This window comes from Mangrovivirga cuniculi (assembly GCF_005166025.1).
Lineage (GTDB): Bacteria > Bacteroidota > Bacteroidia > Cytophagales > Cyclobacteriaceae > Mangrovivirga > Mangrovivirga cuniculi.
In genome coordinates, this window is the sequence record NZ_CP028923.1 from 3,304,061 (window position 1) to 3,322,044 (window position 17,984).

The window sequence follows — 17,984 nt, forward strand, 5'->3', positions numbered from 1 at the left end:
TTATTGGTTATTGGTTACTAGGAAATTAGTTATTAAGGATTAGTTACTGGTTGATTTTTCAATTTTTTACCTTGATAGGATTTTTCTTTATTGATTTGACTATTAAGGAATTTAATATATCCATTTAAGACTTTTAAAATTTCCTGGATTTTATTCCTGACTTCTACTAATTGTTCATCACTGATATAATCACAAGATCTTGCTTCAATTAGATGATCCAGACATTCTGCCATAGAACCTCTCGCATTAAATAAAAACTTGGTAATATCCTTATAGTGATACCCCCCATCCTTCTGCTATATTAGCATTGTAAGATCTAGCAGCTCTGATAAGCTGTGATGTTAATAAGTATTTTTCATCTGCTGGAAAGTTTTTCAATATCTCTTGCCTCAGAAAGACCTTAAAACTATATCCTTTTTTCCAACACTCCAGGTCTTCAAATCCTTTGTAATTCACATTAATTTCCTTTTGGTCGAATTATAGATGATCCAATATAATTATTGTTCTTTCATAAACCAATAACTTAATAACCATTAACTAATAACTAATAGCTACTAGCAGTTATTCGACATATTCCGCAGGGCATTTCGAACGAAATTATTTGCGATTTAAAATCGCATTCATTTATTATTCCAGATGCGCTGCGTTAACATCTGGAAGAGCAATATTGCATATTTAAATATCTTGTAGGGGCATAGCATGCTACGCCCCTACAAGATATTTAAATCGTAATTCTTATCTTCATTTAGGTATTTTTCAAGTATTACAATACTAATCAGGAATGCTCATCTAATCACAAACAACCAGAAACTAATAACTATTCCCTATTTTCTAATCACTAATAACTATTTACAAAAACCTTCCTTATCTTAGCATCATGAATAGAAAACCTCGTATTCTAAGAGTTACCACTGTAGCACTATCGCTGAAAACCCTTCTGAAAGGTCAGATGAAATTCATGGGTGAAAATGGTTTTGAAGTGCTCATGACCAGTGCGCCTGATGACGATATAGATTCCCTGGAAGAGTACGAGAATACCAGGCATATTTCTATACCTATGACGAGGGAGATCACACCTCTTCAGGACTTAAGGGCTCTTAGAGAAATGGTCTCACTTATCAGGTCTTACAAGCCGGATATTATTCATACTCATACCCCGAAAGCTGGATTAATCGGGATGCTGGCAAGCAAAATTTCCGGGGTCCCTGTTAGATTACATACTGTTGCGGGAATGCCTTTAATGGAAAAGAAGGGCATTTTAAAGAAGGTTTTAGTAGCTGTTGAAAAGATAACTTATAAAACTGCAACACGGGTATATCCTAATTCAAACACCCTTGCCAAATATATAATCGACAATAAATTCACTAATAGCAATAAGATCAGTGTGATCGGAAATGGTTCGAGTAATGGAATTGACACCGAACACTTTAGTCCTTCCACTGAAATTAACACTGAAGCCAGAATACTTAAATCAAAGCATGAATTGGATGGGAACCTGGTATTGGGATTTGTTGGCAGAATAGTTGGAGATAAAGGTATAAACGAACTGGTAGCTGCTTTTGAAGCTATCCACCGAGAAAACCCAAGGACTAAACTTTTATTAGTTGGCCCTTTTGAGCCAGAGCTTGATCCACTAAAAACAGAAACTGAGAACTTAATTAAAAATCACCCATCTATAATTACTACCGGATTTCAAAAAGATATCCGTCCTTACCTTGAATTGATGGACATATTTGTTTTTCCTTCTTATCGCGAAGGTTTCCCTAATGTGGTTATGCAGGCAGGTTGCTTTAATCTACCCTGTATAGTCTCTGACATTAATGGTTGTAATGAAATAATCGAAGATGGGATAAATGGAATTATCGTTCCTCCAAAGAATACAGAACAATTAAAAAAAGCTATTTTCAAACTTATAAATGATCCTGATCTTCGAGATCAAATGACTTCTAAAATAAGAGAATCGATTGTTTCAAGATATGATCAAAAAGTAGTTTGGGAAAAGATATTGGATGAATACCATGAAAATTTAAAAAGTATTAATCTAACCTACAAAACAGGAAGTAAAAATCAATTTACTGCAACCTGATTCATCTTCTCTATCAGAATTGATGTTTCATTCATATTCAGACTGATCATTCCTTCTGTTTTCTTCAATTCAAGGAAATGCTCCAGAATTTCTTTTAGATCTCTCATATTTTCTTTGGGATGATGCCCGAAATTATGAGGATGCCACCACAAATGGTATACCTCTTTGTTCTTCGCAGCCGTAGTCATTTCCTTTTTGATCTTATCGATCTTCAATCTGTTCAGTTTTTCTTCTTTTGGAGACCAGGCTCTAAGTAAGCGACTGGCAGGCAGTAAATATGGCTTTTCAGAATTCGCAATAGATTCTAGTTTATAACTGGCCTTTTTACCAATAGGAAAAAACGCATCCAGTCCTCTTACCAACCGTTTTATTTTCGGTTCTTTATGAGTATTAATATTCCAGAACCAGTCAACCGGATTTGAACGAACGCTGGTTATCCCCTCCTCCCTACAAATTTCAAGATACTCTTCATTGAACTGATTACGAGGAAATACCAGGCTTTTTAATTCAATTCCCAAATCAGAGGCTATGGCTTTATGAGCTTCGAGATCAGCTCTGAATTGTTCTGGCTTTTGGCCAGGTTCATTACAATAATAGTGCGCGAAGGAATGGGTCGCCATTTCCTGGCCGGGGACATTATTAATTAGTTTAACCAGGCTTTGAGCAAAATGAATAGGATCTTCCATTTCTGATTTCCCCGGTTTATTTTCTTTTATATAGTTATACGCTGAGAGAGCCTGATTTTCATACCCGGGAAGATTTGAAGGAGCAAACTTTTTAATATCCTTTAACCCATCGGCAAATAACATCCCTACGGTTGCCCAGGTAACATGAGTTTCATGTTGCTCGAACATTTTAAGATAGTCAGGAATGATCCTGCGGGTTACCATAAAATACTTTTGAAGCTTATTTAGATCCCATTTTTCGAACCCTCCCCAGATTAATTCAAAGTCGAGGCTTATTGTGAAGATACCATTATTTACCATGATGCAAATATGGAGAAAATGGTGGTTAGTTACTAATGTTGGGGATTGGTTATTGGTTACAAGTTATTAGTTACCAGTTATTAGTTATTGATTGTGAATCCCCTCATTCAAATAGGAATTACTCTTCTAGATTAGAACCGCTTAACTTCTAAACAAGGATTGACCAGGATTAAAAAATAATTAAATGAATTACATTTGACTCAATTAAGGCAATTTAATAACAATTCTCTAATAACGAGTAACCAATTTCCTAATAACTATTCTCCAATAACCATTCTCCAATAACTAATAACTTAATTTCCTAATAACTAATTCATCATCGACTCCATCCGTGCCCTCATCCTTGCTTTACGCTGTTTCTCTTTCCACGCAGCATAAGCAGCTTTCATTTTCTTATCATCGAGCATTTTTACTATAACGAATAAGAACAAAAGCATTACCTGGCTTTTTTGTCGGATGGCAATACCCAGATTACCAGATATTTGGGCAAGTGCGATGGAAACTGTTATGAAGCTGAGAAAGGCGGTTTTAACTGTAAAGTCCCCGGTAAATAGATATTTAAGACCTCCTTTAGCAAAAAACATAATAGTCACAGCAAGAAGGAATACATTTTCAAAAGACACAATGAGCCCAAGCATTCCCGGAGCATCAAAGAAGAGTGGTCTGTATAAAAATGTAAAAACCTGTAATGGAAGAGAATAACTCGAAATATCAATTCCAGAGGTGGCCTTTGCTAATTCCGCGGCTCTATGATCTAAGTTCAATCCCGAGGCAATTTCTTCGCCTTGTTCTATACCAACCATCGCAAGTACATCCTGGTAAATAAAAGCAAATGCCCCAGCTGCAATAATAATTACCCCTATTTTCATTCCTGTAGTCACCCCTTTATTACTAAATGTAAATCCAATTATTGCCGATATTAACATGACAAACATAATATGAGGACGAATATGATATATTAACAACCCTGCCAATAGCAATATTTTCCATCGTCCTTTTATATTATTCAGACCATAAAAGAAAAGCCCGATACCAAAAAAATTATTGAACCTTTTCCAAATGATCCGGACCAGAAATGCAGGTTAGGTAATAGGAAAAATAAAGTAACCAGATCAAACCCAAAAAAGAATGGTTAAACTTTATTCTTTCTTTAAAAAAAGGTAAAAATAAATAAAGCCAAGCATCCCAAAAAAGGAGAAAAGAGCCATCATGGCTTCATAGCTAAAACCAAACCATTTCACAAAAGGATACCCGATCCATTCGATAAATGTAGTACTGGTTCCGTAAAAATCCATCCATTCAGGCCCTCTAAAATTATACAATATTTTTTTGTAATAATATTGCGAATCTGATGGATTAAATACTGCATACAAATAATATGCAAAAGATAGAAATAGATGATAAGGAATTAAGTTCTTTAAAAAATTAAGATCAATTTTAGGATTATTGCTTTGATAATTATTAATAATACTCAAGCTAATCCCCCAGGTTATTGCTATGATCAGTAATCCGTATATCATTTAAAAAAGTTCAAGATCTCCAAGTGACGGACTCCATTGATTAAAATCCAGCCATTCCTTTTCATTCACCTCCTGAATATGTCTCCAGGTCACTATGGGGCCAATTGATGGATTCATCGTCGCACTAATTAGTTTTTTACCAGGATAGTGTTCTACGCTGCCAAAAGTTATCGCTACTGCTTTAATATTTTTTGCTTCTGATTTTATTGCCTTATTGATATCAGACTTGTTGACACCTTTTGCTGCAAAGATATCACAAATCCTTAACTCTTTACCCCATCTGTTTTCTTTAACTCGATAATTGATATATAACCCACTATCAGTAATCGAAAAATATTTTGCAACCGGAACCTTTGCGTATCTCCACTTAATATATTCATTTGAATAAACAGTTCTCCATATTCCTGGCAGGTATCCTGTTAAACCAATATATTTTTCAGGATTTGAATGATCGATCACATCAATCAATTCATTATTTTCTTTACCCAGTAATTCATATCCGGATCCGGATGCTTTTTTATTCTTTATATAATTGAAGGCCATTTTAAAAGGGGAAAGAATTTTGATCCCAATAGGAAGCTTTCCTGCTTTTACCCATCCCATTTTAATATAACCAGGCATGCTTTTTTCATTGGGAGTATTAAATACCATATTGATCCCCATTTCTTTGCAATGATCTAATGCAGCAAGGGTTAGTTTTTTAAAGATACCTTTACCCTGGTGATCAGGATGAGTAGCTGTATCTACTGCTCTTATCGCTTCAACAGTTTCTATTCCATTCGTCCATCTCCATCTCATAAAGGCCCTCACACCCACTAATTCTTGACCTTCAAAGGCTAATAATACCGGTGATTCACCAAAAGGATTATCTACATGCTTCCATTGCCAGTATTTTTCAGATTTTGGCATTAGGCCCTCACCGAGGGATAGTTTGAGTAACTTGATAATTGCTGGGATATCTGAATGGGTACCGGGGCGAATTGTCATTTTTTAAACGTTATTAGGGATTGGTTATAAGTTATTGGTATAGTTATCTGTTTAATTTTTAAAATAATACTTAAATATGAAATAAAACCACCTTCTATTAAAAAATAATTGCCATAGCATTATCTTTTACTACAAGAGGGAAAAGTAACAAGCAAGCGGGTTTAAAAAAGTCAACCGCAAAGGCGCTAAGAACGCAAAGTAATCAGCAAGCTGATTATTAATTGGTACCAAAATCCCTATAATGAACTATTTCATCATTGATAACAATGAAAATGCAACATTTTATTTTCTTAGGGCCCTTTACTCCCTATAACAATGAATGTCAGGGACTTAACTTTGCAGTGTGTTTAATAAAAAGTTTTTTTTATAATTGATTCACTATTCTTTTAATTCCATCCTTTATTAATGGAACATTGAAATTAATAAGCAAACCTAATTTTGTATTAGTCAATCGCAAATATGACAATAGTTGGGCAGTATGAATTGGTTCAAAATCCTGAACAGATTTTATCTCCAATATCAATTTATCTTCTACAATTACATCAAGCCTAAGACCGGAATCCAATTGTTGGTTCTTATAAGACAGGGGTAAAGAAATTTGGCTTTTAACGAATAATCCTAGTTGTTGCAATTCATAAACCAGGCATTTTTCATAAACTGATTCCAAAAGTCCTGGGCCTAATTCTTTATGCACCTCGATAGCAGCTTTAATTACTACATTTGATAGCTCATTTTCGTTCATAAATAATAGTATTGGTTGTATTGTAAACAATGTGTAAGCATTTTCTTAGCGCCCCTTATTCGCCCTGGAGGAAATACTATCATCATTGCCAGGATCAATGATTTAGAGATACTTTCTCTTCAATTCGATTTAAATCTTTGCGTCCTCTGCGTCTTTGCGGTGTATTAAATTAAAAAAGCGAAGCTTTTATATACTATTCAGTGTTTCTAAGTAGAGCTCCTCGAGTTGATTAACCATAGTCTGCAAACTAAAACTCTCCACTACTCTTTCCCTTGCTCCTTGTTGAAGTGATTTAAGTTTATCCGGATTATTCACCAGCTCATTAATTTTACCCGATAATTCCTGCCAGTTCTCAACTTCAACCATACTACCTGACTTTCCATCTTCAACCACTTCCTTAATCCCTCCGGCATCAGTAGTTACTATTGCACATTCCATGCTCATTGCTTCTAGAAGCGCTATTGGCAAGCCCTCAAATTCTGAGGTCATCATAAAAATATCCATAGCTGAAAACCAATCAATTGTATTTGTCTGAAGACCGGGCATAAAAACCTTATCTTCAAGCCCAAGACGTTTCCTTTCTTCCAGGATCTCCTGTTTTAATGGACCGTCTCCAACTATAACACCATAAATATCTTGATTTTCTTTAGAAGCTTCAGCAAATACTTTTAACCATTCTTTCAATCGCTTTTGAAATCTGAATACTGCGACGGTTCCTATCAATATTCCTGACTCAGGCACACCAATCTTTATCCTAATTAAATTAGCAGCATTACTATTTCTTTGAAATTTCTCCGTATTAACACCATTCAATATTGTTTTAACAGGAATGGATGGTGAGATATTATGTTTAATAGATTCTGCAACATCTCCAGATACGGCAACCCCAATATTATGCCAGTTAAAAGTAAGTTTATTTAAAGAATATGTAATTCTATGATATCGTTCTTGCTTATTATGTTCTGTGTAAAGAACAGGAATATCGGAGATCTTATGAACTACCCGGCCTAAAAATCCTGCCCAGGGTAAGTGGCAATGAATAATATCAATATTATTTTCCTGACAATAATTCATGACGCTCTTTGCCTTTAACATTATCTTAATATTATTGGAAGCATCAAAACAAGTTACTTTTCCTTCTGCCCCTTCTATAGCACTTACCATTTGATCTTTCCAGGGAAGAAAATAGATATAATGAAATTCAAACTGTTCTTTATTGTGAATCTTCAAAGTTTCAGGAAGAAGCATTTCCGCTCCGCCCCTACCTAAAGACTTAATTATATGCAGGACTTTAATTTTCATTTAGCGAAGATAAATAATGAGTTCTTGCGCTAAAAAGAAGTTTAGCTAAATATTCTTTTTACTAAGATATTATTCCATCTATATGTTTTTCTATTTATTTTATATTCTATTTTTGCACGAGAGATAATAGCAACCCGTTCAGGAAAATAATGATTTTTAATTCTTTAGAGTTTGCAATTTTTTTACCCCTGATTTTTTTTCTTTATTGGTTTGTTTTTAACAAATCTCTAAAAGCTCAAAATATATTATTAGTTGTATCTAGCTATGTGTTTTACGGTTGGTGGGACTGGCGATTTCTTTCCTTAATTCTTTTTAGCACACTAGTTGATTACTCTATTGGATTACAACTTCGAAAAGAAGAGGTGAAGACTAAAAGAAAGGTTCTTTTATGGACAAGCATATTAGTTAACCTGGGATTTCTTGGGTTTTTCAAATATTTCAATTTCTTTCTTGACAATTTCAAACAAGCATTTACTTTTTTCGGATATCAAATTGATGGCTATAGCTTAAATATCATACTCCCCGTCGGGATTAGCTTCTATACTTTCCAAACATTAAGTTATACCATTGATGTTTATAAAAGAAAACTTGAACCTTCTAAAGACTTTATCTCTTTTACTGCATTTGTTTGTTTTTTCCCGCAATTAGTAGCCGGACCTATCGAACGTGCAGTTAATTTACTTCCTCAGTTTTATAAAAAAAGAACCTTTAACTATACTAAAGCAGTAAACGGATTAAGACAAATTTTATGGGGATTATTTAAAAAAGTGGTAATCGCAGATAATTGTGCAGTGGTTGTAAACAAAATATTTGCTAATTATGAAAACTATAATGGCAGTACTCTTATTTTAGGAGCTGTATTTTTTGCTTTTCAAATTTACGGAGATTTCTCTGGTTATTCAGATATTGCTATAGGCACTTCCAGATTATTTGGATTTGACCTGATGAAAAACTTTAACTTCCCATACTTCAGTAGAGATATAGCAGAATTTTGGAGACGATGGCATATTTCGTTGTCAACTTGGTTTAGAGATTATCTTTATATTCCATTAGGAGGTAGTAAAGGAGGAACTTGGATGAAAGTCAGAAATACATTTATTATCTTCCTGGTAAGTGGATTTTGGCATGGTGCTAATTGGACTTTTATAATTTGGGGTGGATTAAATGCGTTATACTTCCTGCCATTACTATTAACTAAAAGAAACAGAAAAAATACAGATGAGATAAGTAAGGGACGTATATTACCCTCAGTTAAAGACTCTGTCTCGATATTATTTACATTTGCCATTACAGTTTTAGCCTGGATATTTTTCAGAGCTGATACTGTGGATCACGCTTTAAATTATTTGGCTAACATTCTTTCTTATGATCTTTTCTCTCTGCCCCAAATAGCCCCATATAAAACTTTAGGATTACTTTTTGTATTTCTAACTATAGAATGGCTGGGTAGAAATAATAATTTCGCAATTGAAAAATTTGGTGAGCGTTGGTATAAACCTTTGAGATGGGCTACATACTACTTGTTAATTTTTTCGATCTTTTATTTTGCCGGAGATCAACAGGAATTTATTTACTTTCAGTTTTAAAAAACTATGAATAAATTTATAAAGCAAGTAATTAATTTTCTACTAATTCTAGTGATATATTGTACATTCACAGGAGGATTCAACTATTACCATGCTTTTATTAAACAATTAAAATTTGAACAAACTAATATACTTATAGCCGGAGATTCTCATACTCAAAAAGCCTTAAACCCATCTTTATTTAAATCAGCAAGAAATGTTAGTCAACCTGCTGAACCATATGTGATCACTTATTGGAAATTAAATAGAATATTTAAAAGCAATATTCCGGATACCTTAATTTTGGCTTTCACTCATCATAGTATTTCTGGTTTCAACGATATTAAATTTTCGACTAATAAATGGGCTGCTAAGGAAATGTTCAATAGATCTTATTCAATAGAAAGATTTGCAGAAATTCAAAACGATGTTAAAATTGACTGGCACCTTAAAAATATAATTAAACTCAAAAACATATTACTATTCCCTAAAACAAACCATCATTCTAATTTTATTGGAAAAGGTTATAATAATTTTTCAAAAAGCGATATAAACGACTTCAAAACTGCTATAAAAAGACATTTTTATAATAATGATTCTATATATAGCTTCTCTAAAACATCTATTGAATATTTAAATAAAATCATTCATCTATGTAATGAAAAAAATGTGAAGATTATTCTGGTTTCACCTCCAGTACATGAAAAATATTTTAATCTAATCCCGGATATATATCTCAAAAAATTTGATAGCCTGAAAACTTCATTTAAAAATCAACAAATAAGTGTTTTTGACCAATCTGATATTTCCCTTCCAGAATCAATGTATTTAAATTCAGATCATTTAAATAGCGAAGGAGCTGTATTTTTCACAAGTAAAGTGAAAGATTACATTCAAGATTAAATAAGAAATAACAATAAGTATTATAAATTTCATACAATTCCCTACACTACTAAAAATTCATTTAGTCGGAAATCATATTGAATTTTATTAATGACCAACCCTATCAGAAAAGTGGCATGATTTTGGCCAAGTAACCTAAAAAGAGATAATTATGAGAATTATATTAATATCATTTATAACAACATTATTGATCATCTCCTGTAAAGCTCAAAAAGGAGTTTCATTATCAAAGAATTCTGATCTACAAGAATTTATTACCGAATTAGAAAACGGGACAGAATACACATTTGAAAAGCAATCTTTCAATAGAGAAGAACCTTTAATAATAGAAGGTAAAGAAGGGTTAGTACTTGATTTTTCAGGATCAACAATCATATCAAATACCAGCGGTGAAAATGTAAAGCCTTTGCACAAAAAAGAAAGAAATTGGCCTCGAAACCGATCCCACGTAATAATAAAAAATTCAAAAAACATTAAGATTTTGAATTTAAATATTGATGGACCACATTCAAATGGTGGAACAAGTGAAAAAGCATATGTTAGAAGGTTAGAAGCTCAACATGCGTATGAAATTATTAATTCTAAAAATATAGTTATTGAAGGAGCTAATATTAAAGAAATTTATGGTGATGGCATTTACATTAGTAAAAGATCTTCGCAAATTTTAATTCAAAATTGCAATATCTCTAAAAATGGAAGGCAAGGTATAGCAATTACTGAAGGATTTAATATTGAAATCAAAAACAATGAATTTAATGAGATTAGAAGAGCCCATATAGATCTTGAGTGTAACCATAATTCGGATACCATAAAAAATATTACAATATCAGGTAATGTTTTCGGGAGTAAAAGATTAAAATGGATTGCTGCAGCTTCTTCAAAAGGTATTGTTACCGAGGTGACGGTTAAAAATAATAAGATTAATTCTACGGCTGACATCTACTTGGGAAATGTTAAAAATAAGAGAAAGCAAGGCCCTTACTACTTTTACGATAACAGTTCTCATAAAGGATATGGAAATCCACAAGGAATCATTTGGAAATTATTTAATGTTAACGGATTTACAGCAGAAGGAAATCAAATTAGAGCACAAGCTTATAGAGATATGCATCTAGTAGGTGGTAGAAATGTTACAAATTTACACCTAAACAATAATTTTGTTTCACATGGCTCTCCAAGTTTTAAAAAATTAGGCAATTAATAACTTTATAATTACACTTAAAATTGATGACACTAAGCCTTACTTATCAATTTTAAGTGTAATTGTTTTTATATTAATTAACTTTTAAATGTCGTTGAATAAGAAAGAATACTTTTATTTTAGTTGAAATTTAATTTCTATAGATTTTATTTTAGAGAGTCTTATTAAATATAAGTTTTAATATTAGAAAGAATCTAAATCAGATAATTTTATTATCATCATTCAATGCCTTGAAATAAAAGCTGATAAATTCATCAGAGATTTTATAATTATTGTATTTCAATTCTATTAATGCTTTTGCATTAGAAACTATTTTGTTTCTTAATTCAGGGTTATTCATGAGGATAATTATACTTTCAACAAAAGTCTCCTCATCATTTTTTTTAATTAATTTCCCGGTAATATCTTCTTTAATTATTTCTTTAATTCCTCCGACATCGTATGCAACTACAGGAATATTACAAAACATCGCTTCAAGTATAACGCCAGGTAATCCTTCAATTATACTTGGCAACACAAATATATCACCTCCTGAAATATAATCTAATGGATTATTTACATAACCATAAAAAGTAACACTTTGTTGTAGGTTCAATTTCTCAACTTTTTCCTCTGTTTTTTTTCTCAAGGGACCATCTCCAATAAGGTGAAGATGGGAATTATTCTTTTTCAATAACCGATCAAAAATTCTTATTAAACCTTCATGATTTTTTTCAAATGTAAATCCGCCTACGTGGATGATGTTGAATTGCTTAGTTTCATACTTGGAAGGTGTAAAATTGATTTTATCTATATCCAATCCTATAGGAATTACTTTTGTCTTTGGCGTTGTTGAAGGAAATAAATTATTAAGATCTTCCATGGAAGACTTAGATACAGAAGCTATAATATTGGTATATCTATAAAAAAATGAATTGATAAATTTTGTGATTGGAGAATTAATATAATTACTAACCATACTGGCGTTTCTAAAACAGATTGGTTGTTTCCAGCTATGCAACAATTTTGATAAAACAGAATATTTTAATGTATCACCTGCATTTGCCTGTACAATATCAGGTGCGAATTCAGAAATTATTTTATTTAATGCTTTGTATGCTTTAAAGTCCCACCATCTTTTACTCTTTTGACCATTTAAGGGAATCAATAATTTTTCAGAAACAGGCATTTCTGCATCCCCATCAAATAAATAAACTATTAAAACATCATGACCTGAATTAATTTGATACTGTGCTAATTGACAGGTAAATATTTCAGCTCCCCTTAGTTGCTTTTTTTGTATAAGGTGAAGGATCTTCATCTTCTACTTGAATCTATAATTTCCTGATAATAAGTAAATACTTTCTCGTGAATATCCTCAATCTTGAACTTACTCCTAAATCTTTGAAGACTTTTCTTCCCCATTTCAGCTCTCAGCTTTTCATTATTTATTAAATGACAAAGCTTATCTGACAAATCCAAATGGTCATTCTTTCTAAACAGCAATGCATTACCATCCTTATCTACCACCTCATTTAACACTGGAATATCAGTACAAATTATGGGTAAAGCTGCTGCCTGAGCCTCTATTAAAGATCCACCAAGACCTTCATAAAAAGAGGGAAAAACAAATATATCTGTAACTGCTAAAAATTTTGCCACATCATTTCTATGTCCCATCCAGTGCATATCTGCACCAAGTCTGTTTGCCTTTAGAAATGATTTTATATCTTCACTCACATTACCTTCCCGACCAAAAAACAAAAAAGAGACTTTTGATTTTTCTTTAATATTAAGGCTCTTTATTGCATTTAATAAAACAAGATGTCCTTTCTGAAACTCCTGTCGCCCAACATGGGTTATTATAATATTGTCTTCCGGGATATCTAACTCTTTAAGAACTTCTCCTTTTAATTCTTCTTTTGATTGAATTAATTGATTTTCTTGTCTCCCTCGATAAATAACCTTCATCTTCGTTGGATGAATTCCCAATTCTTTTTGATAATGATTATGAACAACTTTAGTAATGGGAATAAATTTATCCGTAAACAACTTACCTGTGATCATATCAAGATACTTATAAAAGTAAAATGCTTTTTTTGATATCCTGCTATCAGTTAACCTTACCGTGTCATAAGTACAATTTACAAGACTTTCTATATGGACAAAAGAAGTGAATAGTTTAGCAATTCTTGTTCTCAGAGATGCTTTAAACAATACTGTATGCACCAAATCGGGATTAAACTCCCGGATTAAGCCGGCAATTTCTTTAGACTGGTTAAAAAATCCTTTTTCTTTAACAAAGTGCACATCAAAACCAGCCTTTAGTATTTCTTCTTCAATTCCAACTTGTCGATGTTCCAGTACAGCTATTTTTAAATCAACGCCTTTATCTCTTAGGTAATACCATAAATGAGCATTTGATCGTTCAGCCCCTCCAGTGCCCAGGCTGTCCTGTATAAAAAGAATCTTCATATTATTGCTTTACCGGTTTGAAATATCCGAATTCTTTTAACTCTTCGCTGGCTAAATCATTTATTACTTTCCAATCATTTAAGTCCAATCGATTATAACTTTTCTGATTTTGATTAGATATTTTAGCTGACTTACCATGAACTTGAAAAGTATCTGAAAAATCACTTTCATTTAAATTTGAGACACCCAAAAACTCTGTCACCTTATTTACTTCGCTTTTGGGATCGGCGGTTAAATCTTCGTAAGTTATTTCGATAAAATTAGGTATCTGGTTTTTAGCTTCATTCACTTTGTTAACACTCCGTTTCCATTGTTCAATAGCAAAAGAGATATCGTATTGATCTCCAACCTCGCCTTTTATTTCAGGCATCACTTCAGCTTTTCGCCTAATTCCTTCAGCGGAAGCATATCCATCTCTAACTAAGTGAATTACAAAAACATTATCTAAATTTCTGGTGAAGAATTCTATTCGGGCAGTGTTAGAGATAGATTTCTCTACAATAATTTTGTTTGACTTATTAACAAAATGAGACCAATGCCGTATCATCCTTTTAATAATCCGATTTGAATTATTTGAATGAACCTCCATATCCTTTTCACACTTCACCCACATTCTTCTCCAGCCAAAGTCTTCAGGCCTGGGAAGCACATCAGTCAGCATCACACCCTCGTCAGGTAAAACCGTAAGTTCGCTTGATTTGGATAAAATTTCAGTTAAAAGAGTGGTTCCGGAATTATAACAACCAACTATAAAAACCCACTTTTCAGGATTAACGTCAAATCCTGTATGATAAAAGATATCACTGACTATTTTATTCTTCCTGAAACGAGTGAAAAATCTATGTTTAATTGTCTTTTTAGCCACTAATTTAAAAGCTTATGTCCGGCTTTTATCAAAGGTAATAATTTACTGTGCCACCCCGATAAAATAAACTTAAACTTAGTCATTGGGGTTGAATCATTCACACTTAAACGAGATATTCTTAACGGATCAGGGTTTTTACCATTTACTTTATGATCAAAAAGAAAAGCATACTTAATACCGAATTCCTTTAGAATTGATTCGGCCAGTTCATTGAAATTGCCATTCGGGTAGGCAAAAGTCTCAAACCCATTCAATTTGTTTCTATCAAAGAAGTCTTTGGTTTTACTTAGTTCTTCCCTTAATTCATCTTCTGTGCATTGATCAACCATCGGGTGAGTATAACTGTGATTTGCTATTATCACTCCGTTATCCTGCATTTCTAATAATTGATCAATTGTTAGTTGTTTCTTCTTGTAAACAGGTTTATCACTATTTTGCTTTAATGTTTCTAAAAAGCTTAGACGGTCTTTATTGGGGATTGATTTTAACCAATTTAATTCGTTATTATTACCTTGATTATCTGAATAATAAAAATATTCATCCCACCAAAAAGGTTTATCCGTATCGATCAAGGAAGGAATTATAAAAAGAATAGAGGGAATATTATATTTTTTTAAAAGAGGAAAAGCATTATCATAGAATGACATATCACCATCATCTACAGTAATGAGAACATCAGTTCTATTACTAATTAATTTCAGGTGTTTATTAAACTCATTTTTAGCACTAAACTTATGATAAGCTAATATTTTAGATTTTAAACTGAAATCAAAATTCATCTTTCAAATTTAAAAGTTGCAGGATTCAATGATTTCCCCTTAACACCTAGAATTCCATCTAATAAACCAATTAACCGATATTTAAACTTTTTCAAATTTCCCTTTAATAAGGTCCCGATAATTCTCTTAGACTCTATTACTAAAAAATCAAAAACCTCAAATGAATTAGCGTGCAATTTCAAATAATGCACATGATTTCTAGTCTGGTAATAGCCACGCCATAATGAACTAGTTTGTCCCATAGCACCCGAATGATCAATTTCATGATAAATATTTTCAATACAATGAATTTTATATCCGGCCTTTCGAATTCTTTGACAATACTCAATGTCATCATACATCATAAACCAATCTTCAACAGGAGTACCAACTTTTTTAATGATTTCAGCTTTAAATATGCAACCATCAAAAAGACCAAAATCTAATTCAACTAGTTTTGAATTAGAAAAATCGGGTTTAGTTCTTTTTCCAAGCTTAATACTAAAACCATCCAAGCACAAAAAATCAGAAGAATATTTATAAAAATTCTTTATTACATATTCACTCAACTCCGGGCTGGGAACGCTATCGTCTTCAAACAACATTAGATTATCAGAATCGATAAAACTATCAGATAAATAATATTTAAAACCATAAGCTAGTGCAGCACCGTGTCCAATATTATTTCCTGTATTTAATATTTTAAGGTTATCAAAATTGCGATAATAATTAAGCACTTCGTCTGTACTATCTGTACTCCCATTATTAATAATATATAAAATTGAAGGCTTAATTGTCTGATTCAGAATAGAATCTATGACATTGCTCAATCTATCGCTACGATTAAATGTTACTAAAAACGCTTTATATTTTATTTTATCCATTATATTCTTTCCAGGGAACTGAAACAATATTATTCAATGAACTAATATCATTACTAAATATCTTTCGATACTTTTTCTTTTCAGAAATAGATAATGTTTCCTTCTTAGTCCCTAATGTTTTAATATTTGTATTATAAAAATGAAGAATTTTTGTCTTTGTCTTTTTAGGAAAGGAATTCCAGATCAGTTGCAAAGGTTTAAATTTGCTTAATACAGGAACAAGTCTATTGAAAAACTTTCCATCCTTTGATTCAAAATGTTTTTTAGTTACGTCAACTTTTGATCTTGAATTGATATTTAGAAAACTATATAATTTTTCCATTTCAAAGTGAGGATTCGCTTCTAATTCCTCAAGAAACATAAAATGGAAGTTTTCGATCGGAAAAAAGTCTAAATATTTTTTAATATTGGAGTAATATAAACTATTCCCTAAAACTCGTTCTTTTATTTTATTAAAAGATTTTTCAGACGATTCTTTATAAAGTACATCATCCAGGGTCAAACTTATTTCATCAATCCTTTTTATCATTTTATAATGAGAAAATGCTCTTTCAACAGGTTCTCTCATAATAACAATCAATTTAAGATCTGGATTATAATTGTATAATCTTTCAGGAACAAGATCATTGACAAAATACCTTGAAGCTACTTTACCCTTTAACCCTTCAAAATTATCAAAATAATTATTATGATAAACATCAACTTTATCCGGATCAAAATCTTCAGCATTAAAATAATGCAATTCTTTTTCAAATGGCATTTGAACCTCTGGATTACCCTTTAGATAATGAAAAAGACTTGTGGTTCCTGACTTAGGAGCACCTAAGCAAATAAAGTTCATTTTATTACTTTTCATTTTATAAAATCCTTAAATACCATTTAAAAAAGTATTTTAACCTGGTAATTCTAAAATTAATTGAATTTGGATAATCGGCCTTTCTTATGTTAAACAAAGCTCTCCTGTAAGCTAATATATATTTTGATTTATAATCCAGGCTGCTTTTAATATTGGAAAAATACTCATACTGAATATTAGCTAAAAATGATTTTGTTTTAAAATTACTTGTTGAGATACGGTTTTCATCATGAACTCTTATCATCGCTGTGGGTTTTTCCCATTTACCAGGAACAACATTATAATGAAAACATAATCTACCCCAAAGTTCAGAATCTTGATGCAATCTTAAATCTTCTCGAAAAGCCTGAATTTCATTAAATATATCTTTCCTGATTGTTATACAATTTGTACAAAATGAACCAGCTCCTGGTATTAATAATTTATGAAATAAGTTAATTCCCGAATAAGGTTGATGAAATCTTGCAAATTTATTTAATGATTTGACTTTCTTTTCAGAATAATATTGCGCACAACTGTAAACTCCATAGACATTCGAATTATTAAATAATTCAGCCTCATTACTGAATCTTCCTGGCAAATACCAATCATCAGCATCTAAAAAGGATATATATTCACAATTAGAATATTCAATCCCCAAGTTTCTACTTGGGCCTGCTCCTTTGTTTTCTCTATTTGGATGTGTGAATAATTTTACTTTGTCATATCTATCAGCCAAACTTTTACAAAGTTCTAATGCATTATCAGGACTTCTATCTTCTATTAATAATATTTCTCCAACTTCCTTTTGGTTAATTGCAGATTTGACAGCATTCTCTAAATACTTTTCTGCATTATAAACTGGAATAATAACAGAAACTTTAAAGTGGGACATA

18 protein-coding genes and 1 pseudogene are annotated in these 17,984 nt (G+C 31.9%); 4 read left to right on the forward strand and 15 right to left on the reverse strand.

Annotated elements, in window-relative coordinates:
- Positions 1-32 precede the first annotated feature (32 nt).
- Together DCC35_RS22230 and DCC35_RS22235 are read right to left on the reverse strand one after the other, a co-directional pair.
- Positions 33-269, reverse strand: a pseudogene (locus DCC35_RS22230) (four helix bundle protein); the annotation flags it as partial.
- Position 270: 1 nt separating this feature from the next.
- Positions 271-456, reverse strand: a complete 186-nt coding sequence (locus tag DCC35_RS22235; protein ID WP_217495852.1) for a four helix bundle protein — start codon at positions 454-456, stop codon at positions 271-273.
- Between the two features lie 421 nt (positions 457-877).
- Here DCC35_RS22235 and DCC35_RS14585 point away from each other — a divergent pair, with 421 nt between their 5' ends.
- Complete coding sequence (locus tag DCC35_RS14585; protein WP_137091498.1) at positions 878-2,086, forward strand: glycosyltransferase family 4 protein; 1,209 nt, start codon at positions 878-880, stop codon at positions 2,084-2,086.
- Here DCC35_RS14585 and DCC35_RS14590 read toward each other — a convergent pair.
- The 6 genes from DCC35_RS14590 to DCC35_RS14615 all read right to left on the reverse strand — a co-directional run bounded on the left by DCC35_RS14590 (position 2,068) and on the right by DCC35_RS14615 (position 7,623).
- Positions 2,068-3,072: a polysaccharide deacetylase family protein gene (locus DCC35_RS14590; protein WP_246070030.1), complete on the reverse strand. Its 1,005-nt coding sequence runs from the start codon at positions 3,070-3,072 to the stop codon at positions 2,068-2,070. The genes DCC35_RS14585 and DCC35_RS14590 overlap by 19 nt on opposite strands.
- Positions 3,073-3,380: 308 nt before the next feature.
- Positions 3,381-3,998, reverse strand: a complete 618-nt coding sequence (locus DCC35_RS14595) for a hypothetical protein (protein WP_137091500.1) — start codon at positions 3,996-3,998, stop codon at positions 3,381-3,383.
- 213 nt (positions 3,999-4,211) lie between these two features.
- On the reverse strand, positions 4,212-4,592 hold the full coding sequence (locus DCC35_RS14600) for a hypothetical protein (protein WP_137091501.1): 381 nt from the start codon (positions 4,590-4,592) through the stop codon (positions 4,212-4,214).
- Positions 4,593-5,579 (reverse strand): GNAT family N-acetyltransferase, encoded by a 987-nt coding sequence (locus DCC35_RS14605; RefSeq protein WP_137091502.1) that lies wholly within the window; start codon positions 5,577-5,579, stop codon positions 4,593-4,595.
- Positions 5,580-5,943: 364 nt separating this feature from the next.
- Positions 5,944-6,321 carry a GxxExxY protein gene (locus DCC35_RS14610; protein ID WP_137091503.1) on the reverse strand — a complete coding sequence of 126 codons (378 nt, stop codon included), beginning with the start codon at positions 6,319-6,321 and terminating at the stop codon, positions 5,944-5,946.
- 186 nt (positions 6,322-6,507) lie between these two features.
- Positions 6,508-7,623 (reverse strand): glycosyltransferase, encoded by a 1,116-nt coding sequence (locus DCC35_RS14615; protein ID WP_246070032.1) that lies wholly within the window; start codon positions 7,621-7,623, stop codon positions 6,508-6,510.
- A 149-nt stretch (positions 7,624-7,772) separates the two neighbouring features.
- On the opposite strand from DCC35_RS14615, the gene DCC35_RS14620 reads away from it, so the two are divergent.
- From DCC35_RS14620 to DCC35_RS14630, 3 genes are all read left to right on the forward strand, one after another.
- Positions 7,773-9,209: an MBOAT family O-acyltransferase gene (locus DCC35_RS14620; protein ID WP_137091504.1), complete on the forward strand. Its 1,437-nt coding sequence runs from the start codon at positions 7,773-7,775 to the stop codon at positions 9,207-9,209.
- Positions 9,210-9,215: 6 nt separating this feature from the next.
- A complete protein-coding gene (locus DCC35_RS14625; protein WP_137091505.1) occupies positions 9,216-10,091 on the forward strand; it encodes a hypothetical protein in 876 nt (291 codons plus the stop codon).
- 151 nt (positions 10,092-10,242) lie between these two features.
- Entirely contained in the window at positions 10,243-11,292 is a 1,050-nt protein-coding gene (locus DCC35_RS14630) for a right-handed parallel beta-helix repeat-containing protein (RefSeq protein ID WP_137091506.1), read from the forward strand.
- 199 nt (positions 11,293-11,491) lie between these two features.
- Here the strand turns inward: DCC35_RS14630 and DCC35_RS14635 are convergent, their stop codons facing one another.
- From DCC35_RS14635 to DCC35_RS14665, 7 genes are read right to left on the reverse strand one after another with little or no spacing between them, the layout of a single operon-like run.
- Positions 11,492-12,592: a glycosyltransferase gene (locus DCC35_RS14635; protein WP_137091507.1), complete on the reverse strand. Its 1,101-nt coding sequence runs from the start codon at positions 12,590-12,592 to the stop codon at positions 11,492-11,494.
- Positions 12,589-13,746 (reverse strand): glycosyltransferase family 4 protein, encoded by a 1,158-nt coding sequence (locus tag DCC35_RS14640; protein ID WP_137091508.1) that lies wholly within the window; start codon positions 13,744-13,746, stop codon positions 12,589-12,591. Before DCC35_RS14640 ends, DCC35_RS14635 begins: the two co-directional genes overlap by 4 nt.
- A gap of 1 nt (position 13,747) precedes the next feature.
- The gene (locus DCC35_RS14645) at positions 13,748-14,611 is read right to left on the reverse strand and encodes a sulfotransferase family protein (RefSeq protein ID WP_137091509.1); all 864 of its coding nucleotides are present in this window, start codon (positions 14,609-14,611) and stop codon (positions 13,748-13,750) included.
- A complete protein-coding gene (locus DCC35_RS14650; RefSeq protein WP_137091510.1) occupies positions 14,611-15,390 on the reverse strand; it encodes a polysaccharide deacetylase family protein in 780 nt (259 codons plus the stop codon). The genes DCC35_RS14645 and DCC35_RS14650 overlap by 1 nt, the downstream gene beginning before the upstream one ends.
- On the reverse strand, positions 15,387-16,253 hold the full coding sequence (locus tag DCC35_RS14655; RefSeq protein ID WP_137091511.1) for a glycosyltransferase: 867 nt from the start codon (positions 16,251-16,253) through the stop codon (positions 15,387-15,389). The genes DCC35_RS14650 and DCC35_RS14655 overlap by 4 nt, the downstream gene beginning before the upstream one ends.
- Entirely contained in the window at positions 16,246-17,109 is an 864-nt protein-coding gene (locus DCC35_RS14660) for a sulfotransferase family protein (RefSeq protein ID WP_137091512.1), read from the reverse strand. The genes DCC35_RS14655 and DCC35_RS14660 overlap by 8 nt, the downstream gene beginning before the upstream one ends.
- A gap of 1 nt (position 17,110) precedes the next feature.
- A complete protein-coding gene (locus DCC35_RS14665; protein WP_137091513.1) occupies positions 17,111-17,983 on the reverse strand; it encodes a glycosyltransferase family 2 protein in 873 nt (290 codons plus the stop codon).
- Position 17,984 lies beyond the last annotated feature (1 nt).

Coding starts and splice junctions, on each gene's coding strand:
- DCC35_RS14615 (WP_246070032.1), bottom strand. CDS start 7,623: ATGAAAATTAAAGTCCTGCATATAATTAAGTCTTTAGGTAGGGGCGGA.
- DCC35_RS14665 (WP_137091513.1), bottom strand. CDS start 17,983: ATGTCCCACTTTAAAGTTTCTGTTATTATTCCAGTTTATAATGCAGAA.
- DCC35_RS14610 (WP_137091503.1), bottom strand. CDS start 6,321: ATGAACGAAAATGAGCTATCAAATGTAGTAATTAAAGCTGCTATCGAG.
- DCC35_RS14600 (WP_137091501.1), bottom strand. CDS start 4,592: ATGATATACGGATTACTGATCATAGCAATAACCTGGGGGATTAGCTTG.
- DCC35_RS14660 (WP_137091512.1), bottom strand. CDS start 17,109: ATGAAAAGTAATAAAATGAACTTTATTTGCTTAGGTGCTCCTAAGTCA.
- DCC35_RS14590 (WP_246070030.1), bottom strand. CDS start 3,072: ATGGTAAATAATGGTATCTTCACAATAAGCCTCGACTTTGAATTAATC.
- DCC35_RS14585 (WP_137091498.1), top strand. CDS start 878: ATGAATAGAAAACCTCGTATTCTAAGAGTTACCACTGTAGCACTATCG.
- DCC35_RS14640 (WP_137091508.1), bottom strand. CDS start 13,746: ATGAAGATTCTTTTTATACAGGACAGCCTGGGCACTGGAGGGGCTGAA.
- DCC35_RS14630 (WP_137091506.1), top strand. CDS start 10,243: ATGAGAATTATATTAATATCATTTATAACAACATTATTGATCATCTCC.
- DCC35_RS14605 (WP_137091502.1), bottom strand. CDS start 5,579: ATGACAATTCGCCCCGGTACCCATTCAGATATCCCAGCAATTATCAAG.
- DCC35_RS14655 (WP_137091511.1), bottom strand. CDS start 16,253: ATGGATAAAATAAAATATAAAGCGTTTTTAGTAACATTTAATCGTAGC.
- DCC35_RS14620 (WP_137091504.1), top strand. CDS start 7,773: ATGATTTTTAATTCTTTAGAGTTTGCAATTTTTTTACCCCTGATTTTT.
- DCC35_RS14650 (WP_137091510.1), bottom strand. CDS start 15,390: ATGAATTTTGATTTCAGTTTAAAATCTAAAATATTAGCTTATCATAAG.
- DCC35_RS14595 (WP_137091500.1), bottom strand. CDS start 3,998: ATGTTAATATCGGCAATAATTGGATTTACATTTAGTAATAAAGGGGTG.
- DCC35_RS14625 (WP_137091505.1), top strand. CDS start 9,216: ATGAATAAATTTATAAAGCAAGTAATTAATTTTCTACTAATTCTAGTG.
- DCC35_RS14635 (WP_137091507.1), bottom strand. CDS start 12,592: ATGAAGATCCTTCACCTTATACAAAAAAAGCAACTAAGGGGAGCTGAA.